The 14,382-nt window shown below is 68.1% G+C and carries 14 protein-coding genes; 8 read left to right on the top strand and 6 right to left on the bottom strand.

Annotated features, from left to right (window positions below; genetic code table 11):
* Window positions 1–8 precede the first annotated feature (8 nt).
* From ABB30_RS05965 to ABB30_RS05945, 5 genes are all read left to right on the top strand, one after another.
* Window positions 9–1,076, top strand: coding sequence for a DUF4344 domain-containing metallopeptidase (locus ABB30_RS05965; protein WP_057637400.1), 1,068 nt, complete (start codon window positions 9–11; stop codon window positions 1,074–1,076).
* A gap of 69 nt (window positions 1,077–1,145) precedes the next feature.
* Window positions 1,146–2,801 carry a M28 family metallopeptidase gene (locus ABB30_RS05960; protein ID WP_057637399.1) on the top strand — a complete coding sequence of 552 codons (1,656 nt, stop codon included), beginning with the start codon at window positions 1,146–1,148 and terminating at the stop codon, window positions 2,799–2,801.
* Between the two features lie 64 nt (window positions 2,802–2,865).
* A complete protein-coding gene (yedA, locus tag ABB30_RS05955) occupies window positions 2,866–3,765 on the top strand; it encodes a drug/metabolite exporter YedA (protein ID WP_057637398.1) in 900 nt (299 codons plus the stop codon).
* The gene (gene rarD / locus ABB30_RS05950) at window positions 3,762–4,655 is read left to right on the top strand and encodes an EamA family transporter RarD (RefSeq protein WP_057637397.1); all 894 of its coding nucleotides are present in this window, start codon (window positions 3,762–3,764) and stop codon (window positions 4,653–4,655) included. The genes yedA and rarD overlap by 4 nt, the downstream gene beginning before the upstream one ends.
* Before the next feature lie 229 nt (window positions 4,656–4,884).
* Entirely contained in the window at window positions 4,885–5,295 is a 411-nt protein-coding gene (locus tag ABB30_RS05945) for a hypothetical protein (protein ID WP_057637396.1), read from the top strand.
* An 88-nt stretch (window positions 5,296–5,383) separates the two neighbouring features.
* On the opposite strand, the gene mnmG is transcribed toward ABB30_RS05945, so the two are convergent.
* Complete coding sequence (mnmG, locus tag ABB30_RS05940) at window positions 5,384–7,276, bottom strand: tRNA uridine-5-carboxymethylaminomethyl(34) synthesis enzyme MnmG (RefSeq protein WP_057637395.1); 1,893 nt, start codon at window positions 7,274–7,276, stop codon at window positions 5,384–5,386.
* Between the two features lie 484 nt (window positions 7,277–7,760).
* On the bottom strand, window positions 7,761–8,375 hold the full coding sequence (locus ABB30_RS05935) for a hypothetical protein (protein WP_057637394.1): 615 nt from the start codon (window positions 8,373–8,375) through the stop codon (window positions 7,761–7,763).
* 245 nt (window positions 8,376–8,620) lie between these two features.
* Between ABB30_RS05935 and ABB30_RS05930 the strand changes: the two genes are divergently transcribed.
* Together ABB30_RS05930 and ABB30_RS05925 are read left to right on the top strand one after the other, a co-directional pair.
* On the top strand, window positions 8,621–9,247 hold the full coding sequence (locus ABB30_RS05930) for a YdcF family protein (RefSeq protein ID WP_083489727.1): 627 nt from the start codon (window positions 8,621–8,623) through the stop codon (window positions 9,245–9,247).
* 11 nt (window positions 9,248–9,258) lie between these two features.
* Window positions 9,259–9,678, top strand: a complete 420-nt coding sequence (locus ABB30_RS05925) for a ketosteroid isomerase-related protein (RefSeq protein ID WP_057637392.1) — start codon at window positions 9,259–9,261, stop codon at window positions 9,676–9,678.
* A gap of 37 nt (window positions 9,679–9,715) precedes the next feature.
* Here the strand turns inward: ABB30_RS05925 and bioC are convergent, their stop codons facing one another.
* The 3 genes from bioC to ABB30_RS05910 are packed head-to-tail and all read right to left on the bottom strand — an operon-like array spanning window position 9,716 to window position 12,560.
* The gene (gene bioC / locus ABB30_RS05920; RefSeq protein ID WP_057637391.1) at window positions 9,716–10,597 is read right to left on the bottom strand and encodes a malonyl-ACP O-methyltransferase BioC; all 882 of its coding nucleotides are present in this window, start codon (window positions 10,595–10,597) and stop codon (window positions 9,716–9,718) included.
* A 45-nt stretch (window positions 10,598–10,642) separates the two neighbouring features.
* On the bottom strand, window positions 10,643–11,407 hold the full coding sequence (gene bioH, locus ABB30_RS05915; RefSeq protein WP_057637464.1) for a pimeloyl-ACP methyl ester esterase BioH: 765 nt from the start codon (window positions 11,405–11,407) through the stop codon (window positions 10,643–10,645).
* 4 nt (window positions 11,408–11,411) lie between these two features.
* On the bottom strand, window positions 11,412–12,560 hold the full coding sequence (locus ABB30_RS05910; protein ID WP_057637390.1) for an aminotransferase class I/II-fold pyridoxal phosphate-dependent enzyme: 1,149 nt from the start codon (window positions 12,558–12,560) through the stop codon (window positions 11,412–11,414).
* 184 nt (window positions 12,561–12,744) lie between these two features.
* Between ABB30_RS05910 and ABB30_RS05905 the strand changes: the two genes are divergently transcribed.
* The gene (locus ABB30_RS05905; RefSeq protein WP_211263461.1) at window positions 12,745–13,434 is read left to right on the top strand and encodes a ComFC family protein; all 690 of its coding nucleotides are present in this window, start codon (window positions 12,745–12,747) and stop codon (window positions 13,432–13,434) included.
* 2 nt (window positions 13,435–13,436) lie between these two features.
* Here ABB30_RS05905 and ubiA read toward each other — a convergent pair whose 3' ends face one another.
* Entirely contained in the window at window positions 13,437–14,339 is a 903-nt protein-coding gene (gene ubiA, locus ABB30_RS05900) for a 4-hydroxybenzoate octaprenyltransferase (protein WP_057637389.1), read from the bottom strand.
* Window positions 14,340–14,382 lie beyond the last annotated feature (43 nt).

Genomic DNA, 14,382 nt, shown 5'->3' with positions numbered 1-14,382 from the left:
GAGTGGTGATGAAATCCAAGATATTGGTAGGCGTGTTGGTGGTGGCCCTGATGCTGGCGTGCACCGTGGCCGGTGGGCTGGGCTTTTTGTTGTGGCAGCAGCGTCAGGCTGCGCAGGTGCCGGTCACACCGCTGGTGGCGGTGGAGCAGGCCGTGGCCAATGAGGAGCCTGCAGCCCCGCCGGAAGAGCCGGCCGCGGCCGATGATGCTGCCGATCTGGCCGATGCCGAGCCGGTGGAGGCGGCCAAGGGTCCGGCGTTCGTGTATGAGTACCTGCCGGCGCACAGCAAGGCCATGCGCACGGTGGAAAACTTCAGCCGCGACATGGATGTGCTGCGCAAGCTCAACGAGGTCAATGCGCTGGACGGCGTGCTGATGCTGCCCGGGCCGCTGCGTGTGCTCACCGCCGAGTGCGAGGCGATCAACGCCTACTACGTGCCGGACCGGCGCGAGATCGTGCTGTGCTATGAAATGATCAATTACCTGGTCGAGCTGGGCGTGCAGCTGCATACCGACCAGAACGGGCAGAGCGACACCAGCCAGGCCGCGCGCTTCCTGCTGGCCAACCTGCGTTTCATGCTGCTGCATGAGGTCGGCCATGCCCTGGTGCACCAGCTTGAGCTCAATGTCACCGGGCGCGAGGAGGATGCGGTGGACCAGCTGGCCACCACCTTGATGCTGACCCTGATCGATCCGGACGAATCCGAAGGCGATGTGGCCAGCAACCTGGACATGGCCGGGCGCTTTTTTCTGGTCAACACCAGCGAGGCCGGTTATGGCCTGGCCCACTATGCCGGCGAGCATTCGTTGGGCGAACAGCGCTACTTCAACCTGATGTGCATGCTCTACGGCGCCGATCCCGGGCGCTACCTGCGGGTGGTCACTTCCGGCCGCCTGCCCGAGGCACGCGCTCTGCGCTGCCCGGAAGAGAGCAAGCGCATCACCCGCTCCTGGTCGCGCACCCTGGTGCCGCACTTTGCGCCGCGCTACCAGCGCACGGGCGAGGAGGCGCAGCAGATCCATGCCGAGGCCGTGCAGCGGCGCCGGCAGAACACACCTGCGCCTTACCGGCAGTGATGGCCGGGCCCGGCTGGCGCTATCATCCAAGGCTTGTTGCCCTGCCAGCCGGTGCCCGTTGTGAACCCGATGCACATCGTTTTGCTGTCCTCCTGCCTGTTTGTCGGAGGGCTGGCCCAGGCCGCCAATGACCTGCCCGGTGGCGGTATCGACCCGCAGGCACTGAACCGGCATGTGCAGGTGCTGGCCTCCGATGCGTTCGAAGGCCGCGCCCCGGCCACGGCCGGTGAGCAGCGCACGGTGGATTACCTGATCGAGCAGTTCAGCGCGGCCGGGCTGGAGCCGGGTGGCGATGACGGTGGCTGGGTCCAGCAGGTGCCGCTGGTACGTGCCAGCACCCGCGGCACGCCGACCGCGCAGCTGCACATCGGTGCGCAGACCCGCGCCCTGGTCAATGGCCAGGACATCACCCTGCAGAGCCTGCAGCCGCAGGCCGAGATCGTGCTGGACAACCTGCCGCTGGTGTTCGTCGGCCACGGCATCGATGCGCCGGAACGTGGCTGGAACGATTACAAGCAGCAGGACCTGCGCGGCAAGATCGCCCTGGTGCTGATCAACGATGCCGACTTCCATGCCGAGCAGCCCGGGGCCTTTGATGGCCGTGCGGTGACCTACTACGGCCGCTGGACCTACAAGTACGAAGAAGCGGCGCGGCGCGGTGCCGCCGGCGTGCTGATCGTGCACGACACCGCGGCGGCCGCTTACCCGTGGGCGACGGTGCGTGCCTCGGGCACCTCGCCGTTGTTTGACATCCAGCGCCCGCATGCCGAGGCCATGGCGGCCCATACGCCCCTGCGTGGCTGGATCACCCCGGAACTGGCGCAGGAGCTGTTTGCCGCCGCCGGGCAGGATTTCCAGGCGCTGTCGCGCCAGGCCATGCAGGCGGACTTCCAGCCGGTGGCGCTGGCCGGGGTCGGCCTGTCGGCGCGGCTGCAGCTGGTGCAGGAGCCGGTGCAAAGCCGCAACGTGGTTGCCCGTCTGCGCGGCAGCAGCCATGCCGACGAGGCCGTGGTGATCTCCGCCCACTGGGACAGCTACGGCATTGGCCAGGCAGACGCCCAGGGCCGCACCATCCGCCCCGGCGCGGTGGACAACGCCACCGGCGTGGCCGCGGTGCTGGAGCTGGCACGGGTGTTTGCTGCCGGCCCGGTGCCGCAGCGCAGCCTGTACTTTGTCGGCTTCACCGCCGAGGAAAAGGGCCTGCTCGGCGCCAACTACTTCGCCACCCATCCACCGGTGGCCCTGGCCAAGTTGGCCGCCGTGCTCAACATCGAGATGTTCAGCCCGGACGGCGCCAGCGCTGATATCGCCAGCTGGGGCCGTGGCCGGGTATCGCTGGAGGCGGACCTGGCCGAAGCGGCCAAGGCACGCGGGCGTTACTACAGCCCGGATCCGGATCTGGAAGCTGGTTTCTTCTACCGCGCCGACCATTTCGCCTTCGCCCGCCTCGGCGTGCCGGCCATCACCATCGGTGCCGGCCTGGATGCACTGGACGGCGGCATCGAGGCCGGGCGCCAGCGCCGTCAGGCCTACTTCGCCAACTGCTACCACCAGGCCTGCGATGGCTGGGATGCCAGCTGGAACCCTGCCGGCCTGGCCGCCGATACCCTGCTGGTCTACGACCTGGCCCAGCGCCTGGCCAACAGCCGGCACTGGCCGCAGTGGCAGGCCGAGTCCGAGTTTGCGGCTACCCGCCAGGCCAGCAACGACCAGCGTTCGCCCTGATCCTTCCTCCTGCCGCCAAAGCGACAGCCCTGCGGCCCTGGCCGTGTCCAGCTGAGTTGTATTGATGTCCGCATCCACGCTTTCACCCACCGCCCCCAAGGGCGGTTTTGTCGTCCTGGCCCTGTTTCTGGTCTATGTGGTCTGGGGCTCGACCTTTCTGGGCATCCGCCTGGCCCTGGAAGCCGGCATGCAGCCGCTGAGCATGATTTCCGGCAGCCGCTTCGTCATGGCCGGCAGCATCCTGTATGCCTTCCTGCGCTGGCGCGGGATGCCCAATCCCAGCCTGGTGCAGTGGCGCAACATGCTGGTGATGGGCGTGTGCCTGCTGTTGCTGGGCAACGGCATGGTGGTGCTGGCCCAGCGTGATGTGTCCTCCGGCCTGGCCGCGGTGGCGGTGGCCTCGGTGCCACTGTGGATGGCCCTTTTCACCGTGATCCGTGGCCAGCGCGTGGGCCGGCTGGAATGGCTGGGCATCGGCATCGGCTTTGCCGGCATCGTCTGGCTCAACGCCGGTTCCAGCCTGACCGGCTCGCCGTTGGCCCTGGCCCTGTTGCTGGTGGCGCCGCTGGGTTGGGCCTTCGGTTCGATCTGGTCGCGCGGGCGCAACCTGCCGCCGCCGTTCATGACCGCGGCCGGGCAGATGCTGTGCGGCGGGGTGCTGCTGATGGCCATCGGCTTTGTCAGCGGTGAGCGCTGGAACACGCCGCCACCGCTGGCCGGGGTGCTGGCGGTGTCCTACCTGTGCCTGTTCGGCTCGGTGATCGCCTTCACCGCCTATGTCTGGTTGCTGCACAACGTGCGCCCGGTGCTGGCCGGCAGCTATGCATACGTCAACCCGGTGATTGCCGTTGCGCTGGGCAGCTGGGTGGCCGGCGAGCGCTTCTCGGCCAGTGAATTCGGGGCGATGGCGGTGATCCTGGCCGGCGTGGTGGTGATCACCCTGGCCCAGCGGAGCAAGCGATGAACACCAACGATCAAACCCGCAAGGGCCTGGCCGCGGCGGCCCTGGCCTTCGTCATCTGGGGCCTGTTCCCGCTGTACTGGCACCTGCTCAAGGCGGTGCCGTCGGACCAGATCATTGCCCACCGCATCGTCTGGAGTGCGGTGCTGCTGTGCCTGCTGCTGTGCGTGCGTGATGGCCTGGGCTGGTTGCGTACGATCCTGGCCAGCCCGCGCACGTTCTGGCTGCTGGGCGCGGCCAGTGTGCTGATCGGTGCCAACTGGAGCCTGTACATCTGGGCGGTCAACGCCGGCCATGTGGTGGAAACCAGCCTGGGCTATTTCATCAACCCGTTGCTGAGTGTGCTGCTGGGGGTGCTGGTGCTGGGCGAGCGCCTGCGCCGGCTGCAGTGGCTGGCGGTGGCGATCGCCGCGATCGGTGTGCTGTGGCTGACCTGGCAGGCCGGGCGTGCGCCGTGGATTGCCATCGGCCTGTCGTTGACCTTCGGCTTCTATGGCCTGCTGCGCAAGCTGGTCAAGGTCGAGCCGGTGGCCGGCATCGGCGTGGAAAGCCTGTTCCTGCTGTTGCCGGCACTGGGCTGGCTGCTGTGGGCCGAAGCCGGTCACGGTGGCAGCTTCCTGGCCGGTGACTGGGGCGTAGGCGTGATGAGTCTGCTGGTGCTGGCCGGCGCGGTCAGTGCGATCCCGTTGATTGCCTTCACCTACGGGGTGCAGCGGGTGCCGCTGTCCACCGTGGGCCTGCTGCAGTACATCGGCCCGACCCTGCAGTTCCTGTGCGGGGTGCTGTTCTTCCGCGAGCCGTTCGGGCCGGACCGCCTGGTCGGCTTTGCCTGCATCTGGGCAGCGCTGCTGATCTTCGCCGCCGATGGCTGGCGGGCCTCACGCCGGCGTTGAGCGCTGTGTCGGCGCCGGCAGTGGCGCTGTCACGGCATCCGCTGGCAGGTGAGCGCATGCCGGCAGCGGTGCGCAGCCCGCCTTGACCGGGTGCCCCGAGGGGCACTGTCCAGGCCGGATGTGACCTTTTGCGCTGGTCAATGCATGGCGGGCGAGGGCATGATCTGGCCAGGCCACGGGCAGCCGCCCATGGCATCGACCCTGTGCATCCACCGCCTCCGGAGACCCCATGCCCACCCTGCAAACCCTGCACCGCCACCTGCGCTGGATCGCCCTGGCTGCCATCGTCATCAGCGTGCTTACCTGGGCGGTGGACCTGGCCGGGGTGGTCTACACCTGCCCGTACTGCCGCTCGCAGCGCACCGTGATCGGCCTGCTGGGCCTGCTGCTGTTGCTCCCGGTCACGGCACTGGGCCACTGGGCCGTGCGCTGGCTGGCCACGGTGTTGGCCGTGTTCGGCGCCCAGGTGGCCAGCCGCCAGCACTTCGGCGGCTGGAGCAAGATCAGCGCCGGCGAATTCGCCTTCGCCCAGAAGTGGTGGATCGACCCGTTCCTGCTTTCCGGCATCGCCCTGTTCCTGATCACCGGCCTGGTCCTGCTGCTGTGGTCGGCGCCGGTGCCGAGGCAGCGCGACGCGTGATGCCAATGCGGGGCTGACAATCCCGCGCCACGTTCAACAAAAAGCCCGCATCGAGCGGACTTGTTGTTTCAGTGCGGCCGGCAGGCGATCAGGCGACCTGCTTGCCGCGCCGTGCGCGCTCCAGGTGCACCAGCAGCAGGGAGATTGCGGCCGGGGTGACGCCGGGGATGCGCTGGGCCTGGCCAATGCTGGACGGTGCCACCTTGACCAGCTTCTGCAGCACTTCGGCCGACAGGCCACGCACGTTGGCGTAGTCGAAGCCGTCCGGGATCGGCGTGTTTTCGTGACGCTGCTGGCGCTCGATTTCCTCGCGCTGGCGGTCCAGGTAGCCGGCGTACTTGACGCTGATCTCCACCTGCTCGGCGACCTTGCCATCGTCAACGCCCGGGCCCAGGGTGGGCACGGTCATCAGCCTGGCGTAGTCCAGCTCCGGGCGCTTGATCAGGTCCAGCACATTGGTTTCGCGGCTGATGGTCACGCCCAGGGTGTCCACCACCTCGCGGCCCAGGGCATTGGCCGGGGTGGCCCACAGCCCGCGCAGGCGCTCGGTCTCGGCCGCCACCGCGTCCTGCTTGGCGGAGAACGCCTTCCAGCGGGTGTCATCAACGATGCCCAGCTCGCGCCCGGCCGGGGTCAGGCGCACGTCGGCATTGTCCTCGCGCAGCTGCAGGCGGTATTCGGCGCGGCTGGTGAACATCCGGTATGGCTCGCTGGTGCCGTGGGTGATCAGGTCATCCACCAGCACGCCCAGGTAGGCCTGGTCGCGGCGCGGGTACCAGCCTTCCAGGCCACGGGTATGGCGGGCGGCATTCAGGCCGGCCAGCAGGCCCTGCGCGCCGGCCTCTTCGTAACCGGTGGTGCCGTTGATCTGGCCGGCAAAGAACAGGCCGGACACCAGCTTGGTTTCCAGTGTGTGCTTGAGGCCACGCGGGTCGAAGAAGTCGTATTCGATGGCATAGCCGGGGCGGGTGATGTGGGCGTTTTCCATGCCGCGGATCGAACGCACCAGGGCCAGCTGCACATCAAACGGCAGCGAGGTGGAAATGCCGTTGGGGTAGATCTCCACCACGTCCAGGCCTTCGGGCTCGACGAAGATCTGGTGGCTGTCCTTCTCGGCAAAGCGCACCACCTTGTCTTCGATGGACGGGCAGTAACGCGGGCCAATGCCTTCGATCTGGCCCGAATACAGGGGCGAGCGGTCCAGCGAGCCGCGGATGATGTCGTGGGTCTGCTGGCTGGTGTGGGTGATCCAGCAGCTGACCTGGCGCGGGTGGTCGGCCGTGGAGCCCAGGTAGGACATCACCGGGCGCGGCGTATCGCCGGGCTGCTCTTCCATCACCGCATAGTCGAGCGAGCGGCCGTCGATGCGCGGCGGGGTGCCGGTCTTCAGGCGGTCGATCGCAAACGGACGCTCGCGCAGGCGCGCGGCCAGGGTGGTGGCCGGCGGGTCGCCCATGCGCCCGGCGGTGTACTGGGTCGGGCCTATGTGGATCTTGCCGGCCAGGAAGGTGCCGGCGGTGAGCACCACGGCGCTAGCGTGGAAGCTCAGCCCGGTCTGGGTGATGGCGCCGCGCACCGCATCGCCGTCGATGATCAGGTCATCCACGGCGGCCTGGAACACGGTCAGGTTTTCCTGCGATTCGACCATGCCGCGGATGGCCATGCGGTACAGGTTGCGGTCGGCCTGGCAGCGGGTGGCGCGCACGGCCGGGCCCTTGGAAGCATTCAAGGTGCGCCACTGGATGCCGGCGTGGTCGGCGGCCTTGGCCATCGCACCGCCCAAGGCGTCGATTTCCTTGACCAGGTGGCCCTTGCCGATACCGCCGATGGCCGGGTTGCAGCTCATCGCACCGATGGTTTCCACGTTGTGGCTGAGCAGCAGGGTGCGCACGCCGGCGCGTGCCGATGCCAGGGCGGCCTCGGTACCGGCGTGGCCACCGCCGATCACGATGACGTCATAGTGGAAGAAGGAATCGTGCATGGGCGTGCAGCCAGGGCAGGGGACCGCGCATTTTAGCGCCAGCCGGCCGTGCTCAGTGCGCCGCAGTTGGCATGCTTCATGCTGCATTGTTGCCAGCACCCCAGCTGACCAGCGCCCGGTTGCGGGCGTTGCCGGGTTTGGAACAGGGACCGGCACGGTGCAGCAGGGGGAAGCCCAGGGCCAGCGGCATGGATCATGCCGCTGGCCTTTTTTGTGCCCGGAGCCCGCCCAGGCAGGCAAAAAAACGACCCGCCGGGCAGGCGGGTCGTGGTGTAGGCGCCGACATCCGGCAGGGCCGGAACAGGGGGGATCCAGTGAATCCGCCGGAAGTCGACATAAAAGCGGGGGGTGCTTGTGCGTCATAAACCGACGCGTTTGGTCACCTTTCGCTATTGATAGCCGTTATCGATGGCCTGGGGCAAGCACTGCGTCACTTTTTGTTGTGTTTCTGTGAGGCAAATCCCAGTTCGCTTGTCAGCGGGGCTCAGGGCTCCTGACGGCGCTCACGTGGAGCCGCATCGCGGCGCGGACGCTGCAGCTGGTCCATGTTGCGCCAGGGCGAGCCATTGGAAGACTCGTTGCGCGGCGGGCGTGCCTGCTGAGGCGGTCGCTGTTGTGGAGGACGCTGCTGGGGCGGGCGCTGGCCGGTGCCTGGGTTCGGTCGGTGACCGTTGTTGCCAGTGCCGATGGGCGGGCGCTGCGGAGGGCGCTGGCCGTTGCCGGGGTACGGGCGGTTGCCCTGGCCTGGCTGCACCTGCGGCGGACGCGGCCCACCCATACCCGGCTTGGGCGGGCGCTGGCCCTGATGCTGCGGCGGGCGCGGACGGTTGTCCGGGCGGTTGCCTGGATGCTGCGGCTTGACGATCACCGGACGCACCACGGTAGGCCGGTAGATCGAATAGCCGTTGTTGCCGTAGTAGCCATAGTCGTTGTACGGGCCATAGCCGTAATCGCCATAGCCATACGAGCTGCCGCCATACACGCGGGTGCCGCCACCGTTGCCGTGGTAGTAGCCGCTGCCGCCACCGACATAGTCATAGGTGGTGCAGCCTGACAACGCCAGCAGTGCCGCGGCGCCAATTGCCAAACGCTTGATCATTACCGTTCCCCCTGTGGGATGGTTGCAGCCTGCAGCATCGGTTCGTTGCATTGAATCGCCACTTAACCCGTTGGTGCCGGTTGGCCGGGGTTTGGCTTCGTGCCAGTCGCAGTCATGTGAAGGCTGGGCTAATCTTGGCAGATGATCCGGCCATTGCCTGCCCCCATCGCATTTTTCCTCTGCCGGTGTACGGCATGCCCATGCTGCGGCTGGCAGGTGCAGGTGTCACTGTCGGGGGCAGCGGCATGAAAAAGCGCCAACGCGGGCTGTGGGGCTGGAGTTGGCGCGTGCTGTTGCTGCTGCTGCTGTGGCTGGTTGGGGTCGGTGCGTGGGTGGTCTGGGTGGGCCATGATGACCAGGCCGAACCGGCCGACGCGATCATCGTGCTCGGCGCAGCGGCCTATGACGCGCGCCCTTCGCCGGTGTTCGAGGAGCGCATCCGGCATGGCCTGTCCCTGTACCAGCGTGGCCTGGCGCCGCGGCTGATCTTCACCGGTGGCTTTGGAGGCAGTGGGGCGCGCTTTGCCGAGTCTGAAGTGGCCCGCCGCTACGCCCTGCGTCATGACATTCCCGACGAGGCGATCCTGATCGAGACCCACTCGCGCAGCACCCGGCAGAACCTGCTGTACGCGCGCGAGCTGATGCAGGCCAATGGCATCGGCAAGGTCATCCTGGTCAGCGACCCGCTGCACATGGCGCGCGCGCTGCGCCTGAGCAAGGAACTGGGCATTGATGCAGTGGCCAGCGCCACCCCGAGCACACGTTTCCGCTCGCTGCGCGGCAGCTGGCGTTTTCTTGCCCAGGAAGTGTATTTCTTCCACCGCGACCTGTTCGAACAGGCCCGCAACCACTGGGTCCAGACCCACCCCTGAGGGGATTTGCCATGACCGATACCTCCGCCCGCAGTGCCAGCCTGGCCCTGCTGCAACGCTATTACGATGCCTTCAACCGCGCTGACTGGGCCGGCATGCTCGACTGCCTGTCCGAAGACGTGGCCCATGACCTCAACCAGGGCGTGCGCGAGATCGGCCGCCCGGCCTTTGCCGCCTTCCTGGCGCGCATGGCTACCTGCTACCGCGAGCAGCTGGACCCGGTGGTGCTGATGGCCACCGATGACGGCAGCCGCGGCGCCGCCGAATATGTGGTCCACGGCCACTACATCAGTACCGACGAAGGCCTGCCGCCGGCCACGGGCCAGCCTTACAAGCTGCCGGGCGGGGCGTTCTTCGCCATTGCCGATGGTCGCATTACCCGGGTCAGCAATTACTACAACCTGGAAGACTGGATCGACCAGGTCTACTGATCGGGCCGTTGGCCCGGGCGGGCACGCGGGTTGTGGATCAGGGCTGCTTGCGGCGGATCGGGATGGCGCTGATCGGCACTGCGGCGATGTCCTGGCCCTGCTGGCGGATCGGGGTGCCGGCCTGCGGTGCCCAGGCCTGGGCGTAGAGCACCTCCCAGGTGCTGGGCAGACGCCCGTCGGCGGTGCGCAGTGCCTGGTAGGCTGCACTGGCGGCGGCAAACCGGCCGCGTCCGGTGAGGGTGCGGCGGCGGTCGGCGCGGGCATTGCGGTAACCCAGCGCGCGCAATTCGGCCATCAGTGCCGGCAGGTCGGCATAGGTCAGGGTGAACAGGTCGCGGTCGATCACCGGGTCGCGGAAGCCGGCGCGCATCAGCGCGTCGCCGAAGGTGGCAATCGGTGCGAAGGGGTGCACGTGCGGGGCGCTGTCGGCCTGGGCGAAGGCATGGTCCAGCTCACCCAGGGTCTCACTGCCGAAGGTGGAGCACAGCAGCAGCCCTTCGGGCTTGAGCACGCGACGGAAGCCGGCCAGCGCGGCGGGCAGGTCGTTGACGAAGGGCAGGCACAGGTTGGAGACCAGCAGGTCCACGCTGGCCTCGGCCAGCGGCAGGTGGGCGGCATCGGCGGCCACGCGGTTGAACGGTTTCCACCAGCCGGCCTGGGCCTTGGCCTGCTGCAGCATCGGCAGGGCCGCATCGATGGCGATGACCCGGGCCTTGGGCCAGCGTTTTTTCAGCAGTGCGGCGGTGTGCCCGGTGCCGCAGCCCACTTCCACGATCACCTCCGGCTGGCGGTCATCCAGATAATCCAGGGATTCGAACAGACGCTTGCCCGCCTCGCGTGGCAGCACGGCGGCCGAATCGAAGCCGGCAGCAGCCTGGCCAAAGTGACGACGGATCAGCAGGGGGTCGAGCAGGGACATGGGGCATCCAACCAGGGGGCCGGCGGGCGGCAGGATTACGAAAAATCAGGCCAGCGTCTGCTGGAACGCGATGATGGCCTGGGTCACCGCGGCAGTATCGCCGAGGAACGGGGCATGGCCTGTGCCGGGCAAGGCGATTGAGCGGGCATCGGGGGCCAGGGCTGCTGCCGCCTGCATCGCCGGCGGTGCGGCCAGACGGTCACGTTGGCCGGCCAGCCACAGGCTGGGGACGGCAAGGCCGGGCAGCTGCCCGCGCAGATCGGTATGGCGCAACAACTGCCCGCCGCAGGTGATGGCTTGGGCGCTGGGATGGCCAACGGCCAGCAGGGCATCACGCAGGCTGGCAGCGGCCTGCTGGCCGCCGGGCAGGTTGATCAGGTCCAGAGCAAGGAAACGGTCCACCGTATCGCTGTAGTGGGCCTGCAGATGCGCGCTGAAACCGTCCAGTACGCCGGCATCCATACCCCAGGGCCAATCCGGTTGCCGCACAAAGCAGGGGCTGGTGGCCATCGCGACCAGACCGTGTACCTGCGCTGCTGCCTGCAGGGCGGCCTGCTGGGCAACCAGCCCCCCCAGCGACCATCCCAGCCACAGGGCCGGCGGTACTTCGGCCAGCACCGCGTGGGCCCAGCCGGCCAGATCGTCCGGAACCGGGACATGGCGGCTGCGGCCATGCCCGGGCAGGTCGACGTTGTACAGGGTGAAGTGCGCGGCCAGGCGCTCGCACAGCGGGGCAAACACGCCGCCATGCAGGCCCCAGCCATGCAGCAACACCAGGGCCGGGCCACGGCCCTGTACATCGATGTGCAGCATTTCAGGCCTCTGCAGGTTGCAGCAGGGGCACGCGCAGGCGGGTGCTGTCGTTGAGGCGGGCAATCGACTCGGCCAGCTGGTCCAGCTGGGTGGTTTCGTGCAGGGCGGTGAGCTGCAGGCGCAGGCGGGTCATCGGTTCGGCCGGATCGCGCCCGCAGGGCGAGGTGATCACGCGCAGGCTGCGCCGGGCCAGGGCCGCCTGCCACTGGCCTGAATCACCCGGCACATCCAGGCACAGCAGGGGGCCGGGTGCGTGCGGGACACGCATGCCCAGGCTGGACAGGCGCTGCTGCAGGTGCTGGGACAGCTCCTGCAGACGTTGCCGGCGCCAGCCATCGCGTCGTGCCAGCTTGACCGCGACCTGGGCGGCGGCGGCGATGGCGATGGGCGGGCGCGGATGTTCGTGCATCGCGCCGACCTGTTCCAGGCGCTGGATCAAGGCCGCGCTGGACAGCACCACCGCTCCCTGCAGGCCGAAGGCATGTTCCAGCGAGATCACCAGGGCGGTGACCGCGCTGGCCGGCAGACCGGTCAGCTCCAGACTGCCGCCGCCCTGTTCGCCGCATACGCCGATGGCGTGCACGTCATCCACCAGCAGGTGGGCCTGGTGACGTTCGGCCACCAGGGACAACGTACGCAAGGGTGCCAGCTGGCCATCGGCCTGGAACAGGCCTTCGCTGACCAGCAGGGCCAGGCCGCGCGGCGACTGGCGCAACTGCCAGGCCGCACCCTCGGCATCACGGTGCGGGTAATGGCGCAGCCGGCAGCCGGTGAGATGGGTGGCCTGGATCAGCGACTGGCCATTGAGGTGGTCATGCAGGCACAGATCCTCTTCTTCGCTGAGCAGGGCCTGCTGGACCGCCAACCGTGCCTGGGCCAGGCTCTGGTAACTGCGTGCGGCGTCAAAGCCCAGCCACTGGGCCAGCTCGGCTTCCAGCCGGCCATGCTCACGGCTGTGCTCGCCGGCCTGCATGCCCTGGCGGGCGGCATGGTCCTGCAGCGCACCGAGGACCTGGAAATGCCTGGCCAGGCCAAGGTAATCGGGGCTGGCGAAATCCAGCACCGGCATGGCGCGGGTCTGCAGCGGCTCGACCGGCAGGCAGGCCAGCGGATGCTGTTCCAGGCGTTCAGACAGGTTCGGGCGGCTCATGGCAGACGGCAGGTACGGTGCGAATGAGGCGCTAGGGTAACGTTTGCCGACCGTGGCGACACCCTTTCCCGACACTTGGTCCGGTGCACGGGAGGCCGGATCGACGGCAGATCCCGATCCTGCGCCGGCTCACCACAGCGCAGGATGTGGCAGTACTGGTCCGGCGACGGCGGCGGAGAACGCGATGCAGGGATGGATCCATTGGCTTGCCGCTTGTCTGCTGCCGCTGCGTTGCCGGGTCTGTGCCCAGCCCGGTAGCCATGGCCTGGACCTGTGCCCGGCCTGCCATGCGGCAGCGCGCCGCAACCTGCCGGCCTGCCAGGGATGCGCTTTGCCATTGCCGTTGGCCGATGGTGTGCTTTGTGGCCAATGCCAGCGCCGGCCCGGGCCGTTGCTGGCCTGCCATGCCGCCTGGTGCTACGGGCCGACCATTGATGTGCTGGTGCGCCGCTACAAGTTTGACAACGATCTGGCGGCGGGCGCAGTACTGGCCGGGTTGATGGGCCAATGCCGGCCGCCCTGGTTGTCCGGGCAGGTGCTGGTGCCGGTGCCGCTGCATCGCCAGCGACTGGCCCAGCGTGGTTATGACCAGGCCCATGAGCTGGCTTGCCAGCTGGGGCGGGCAACCGGCCTGCCGGTGCGGGCTTGCCTGCAACGGCGTCGGGACACCACCGCGCAGTCGGCGCTGGACAGGGAGCAACGCCGTCGCAACCTGCGCGGGGCATTTACTGCCATCGCCGCAACGCTGCCGGCCTCGGTGATCCTGGTGGACGATGTGATGACCACCGGGGCAACGCTGGAGGCGGCCGCGAAGGCCCTGCAGCGTGCCGGGGTAGGCCAGGTACGGGCCTGGGTGGCGGCCCGTACCGTGTGAGATCAGGCGATGTCCGGCAGGTAGATCGCTGCCGCCAGGCCGGCAAAAACGGCCGCACCGACCCAGTTGTTGTGCAGGAAGGCGGCAAAGCAAGGGCCGCGTTCGCGCTTGCGCGCAATCCAGAATTGCCAGCCGATCAGCACGCAGGCTGTGCCCAGCCCGGCCCAGTAGAGCCAGGCCAGGCCGGCTTGCTGGCCGACCATGGCCAGGGTGGCCACGAACAAGGCGTAGAGGATGGCCTGGATGACCAGGTCCAGTTCGCCGAACAGGATGGCAGTGGAGTGCGAGCCGACTTTCAGGTCATCTTCGCGGTCGACCATCGCATACCAGGTGTCATAGGCGGTGGACCACAGCACATTGGCGATCAGCAGCAGCCAGCCCACTGCCGGCACCGTGCCGGTGATGGCGGTGAACGCCATCGGGATGCCCCAGCCGAAGGCCAGGCCCAGATAGACCTGGGGCAGATGGGTATAGCGCTTCATGTAGGGATACGAGGCGGCCAGCAACACCGCGACCACGCTCATCGCGATGGTCTGCCAGTTCAGGGTCAGCACGAGGGCAAGCGCGGCCAGCATCAACACGGCGAACAGGGTCAGCGCATCGCGTCCACGCAGCGCGCCGCTGGCCAACGGACGGTCCTTGGTGCGCTCCACGTGCGGGTCCAGCCAGCGGTCGGCATAGTCGTTGATCACGCAGCCGGCCGAGCGGGTCAGCCAGACCCCGGCGGTAAACACGAACAGCGTCCACAGTGGCGGGGTGCCATCGGCGGCCAGCCACAAAGCCCACCAGGTGGGCCAGAGCAGCAGCAAGGTGCCGATCGGTCGGTCGGCGCGCATCAGTTTCCAGTACAGCGCAAACCGGGAAGGCCGCGGTGCGGCAGGTTGGGAATAACGTTCGTAAGACATGGTCCAAGGTTACCAGCGGGGCGCGGTGGCGGCAGCTGCGGGC

The organism is Stenotrophomonas ginsengisoli, assembly GCF_001431485.1.
GTDB lineage: Bacteria > Pseudomonadota > Gammaproteobacteria > Xanthomonadales > Xanthomonadaceae > Stenotrophomonas > Stenotrophomonas ginsengisoli.
Note: the sequence above shows the minus strand (reverse complement) of the source record. Positions and strands in the feature narration are given on the sequence as shown.

What these genes read in the sequence shown, in the direction of transcription:
- ABB30_RS05965 (WP_057637400.1), top strand. Translation starts at nt 9, where the DNA reads ATGAAATCCAAGATATTGGTAGGCGTGTTGGTGGTGGCCCTGATGCTG.
- ABB30_RS05960 (WP_057637399.1), top strand. Translation starts at nt 1,146, where the DNA reads ATGCACATCGTTTTGCTGTCCTCCTGCCTGTTTGTCGGAGGGCTGGCC.
- yedA (WP_057637398.1), top strand. Translation starts at nt 2,866, where the DNA reads ATGTCCGCATCCACGCTTTCACCCACCGCCCCCAAGGGCGGTTTTGTC.
- rarD (WP_057637397.1), top strand. Translation starts at nt 3,762, where the DNA reads ATGAACACCAACGATCAAACCCGCAAGGGCCTGGCCGCGGCGGCCCTG.
- ABB30_RS05945 (WP_057637396.1), top strand. Translation starts at nt 4,885, where the DNA reads ATGCCCACCCTGCAAACCCTGCACCGCCACCTGCGCTGGATCGCCCTG.
- mnmG (WP_057637395.1), bottom strand. Translation starts at nt 7,276, where the DNA reads ATGCACGATTCCTTCTTCCACTATGACGTCATCGTGATCGGCGGTGGC.
- ABB30_RS05935 (WP_057637394.1), bottom strand. Translation starts at nt 8,375, where the DNA reads ATGATCAAGCGTTTGGCAATTGGCGCCGCGGCACTGCTGGCGTTGTCA.
- ABB30_RS05930 (WP_083489727.1), top strand. Translation starts at nt 8,621, where the DNA reads ATGAAAAAGCGCCAACGCGGGCTGTGGGGCTGGAGTTGGCGCGTGCTG.
- ABB30_RS05925 (WP_057637392.1), top strand. Translation starts at nt 9,259, where the DNA reads ATGACCGATACCTCCGCCCGCAGTGCCAGCCTGGCCCTGCTGCAACGC.
- bioC (WP_057637391.1), bottom strand. Translation starts at nt 10,597, where the DNA reads ATGTCCCTGCTCGACCCCCTGCTGATCCGTCGTCACTTTGGCCAGGCT.
- ABB30_RS05910 (WP_057637390.1), bottom strand. Translation starts at nt 12,560, where the DNA reads ATGAGCCGCCCGAACCTGTCTGAACGCCTGGAACAGCATCCGCTGGCC.
- ABB30_RS05905 (WP_211263461.1), top strand. Translation starts at nt 12,745, where the DNA reads ATGCAGGGATGGATCCATTGGCTTGCCGCTTGTCTGCTGCCGCTGCGT.
- ubiA (WP_057637389.1), bottom strand. Translation starts at nt 14,339, where the DNA reads ATGTCTTACGAACGTTATTCCCAACCTGCCGCACCGCGGCCTTCCCGG.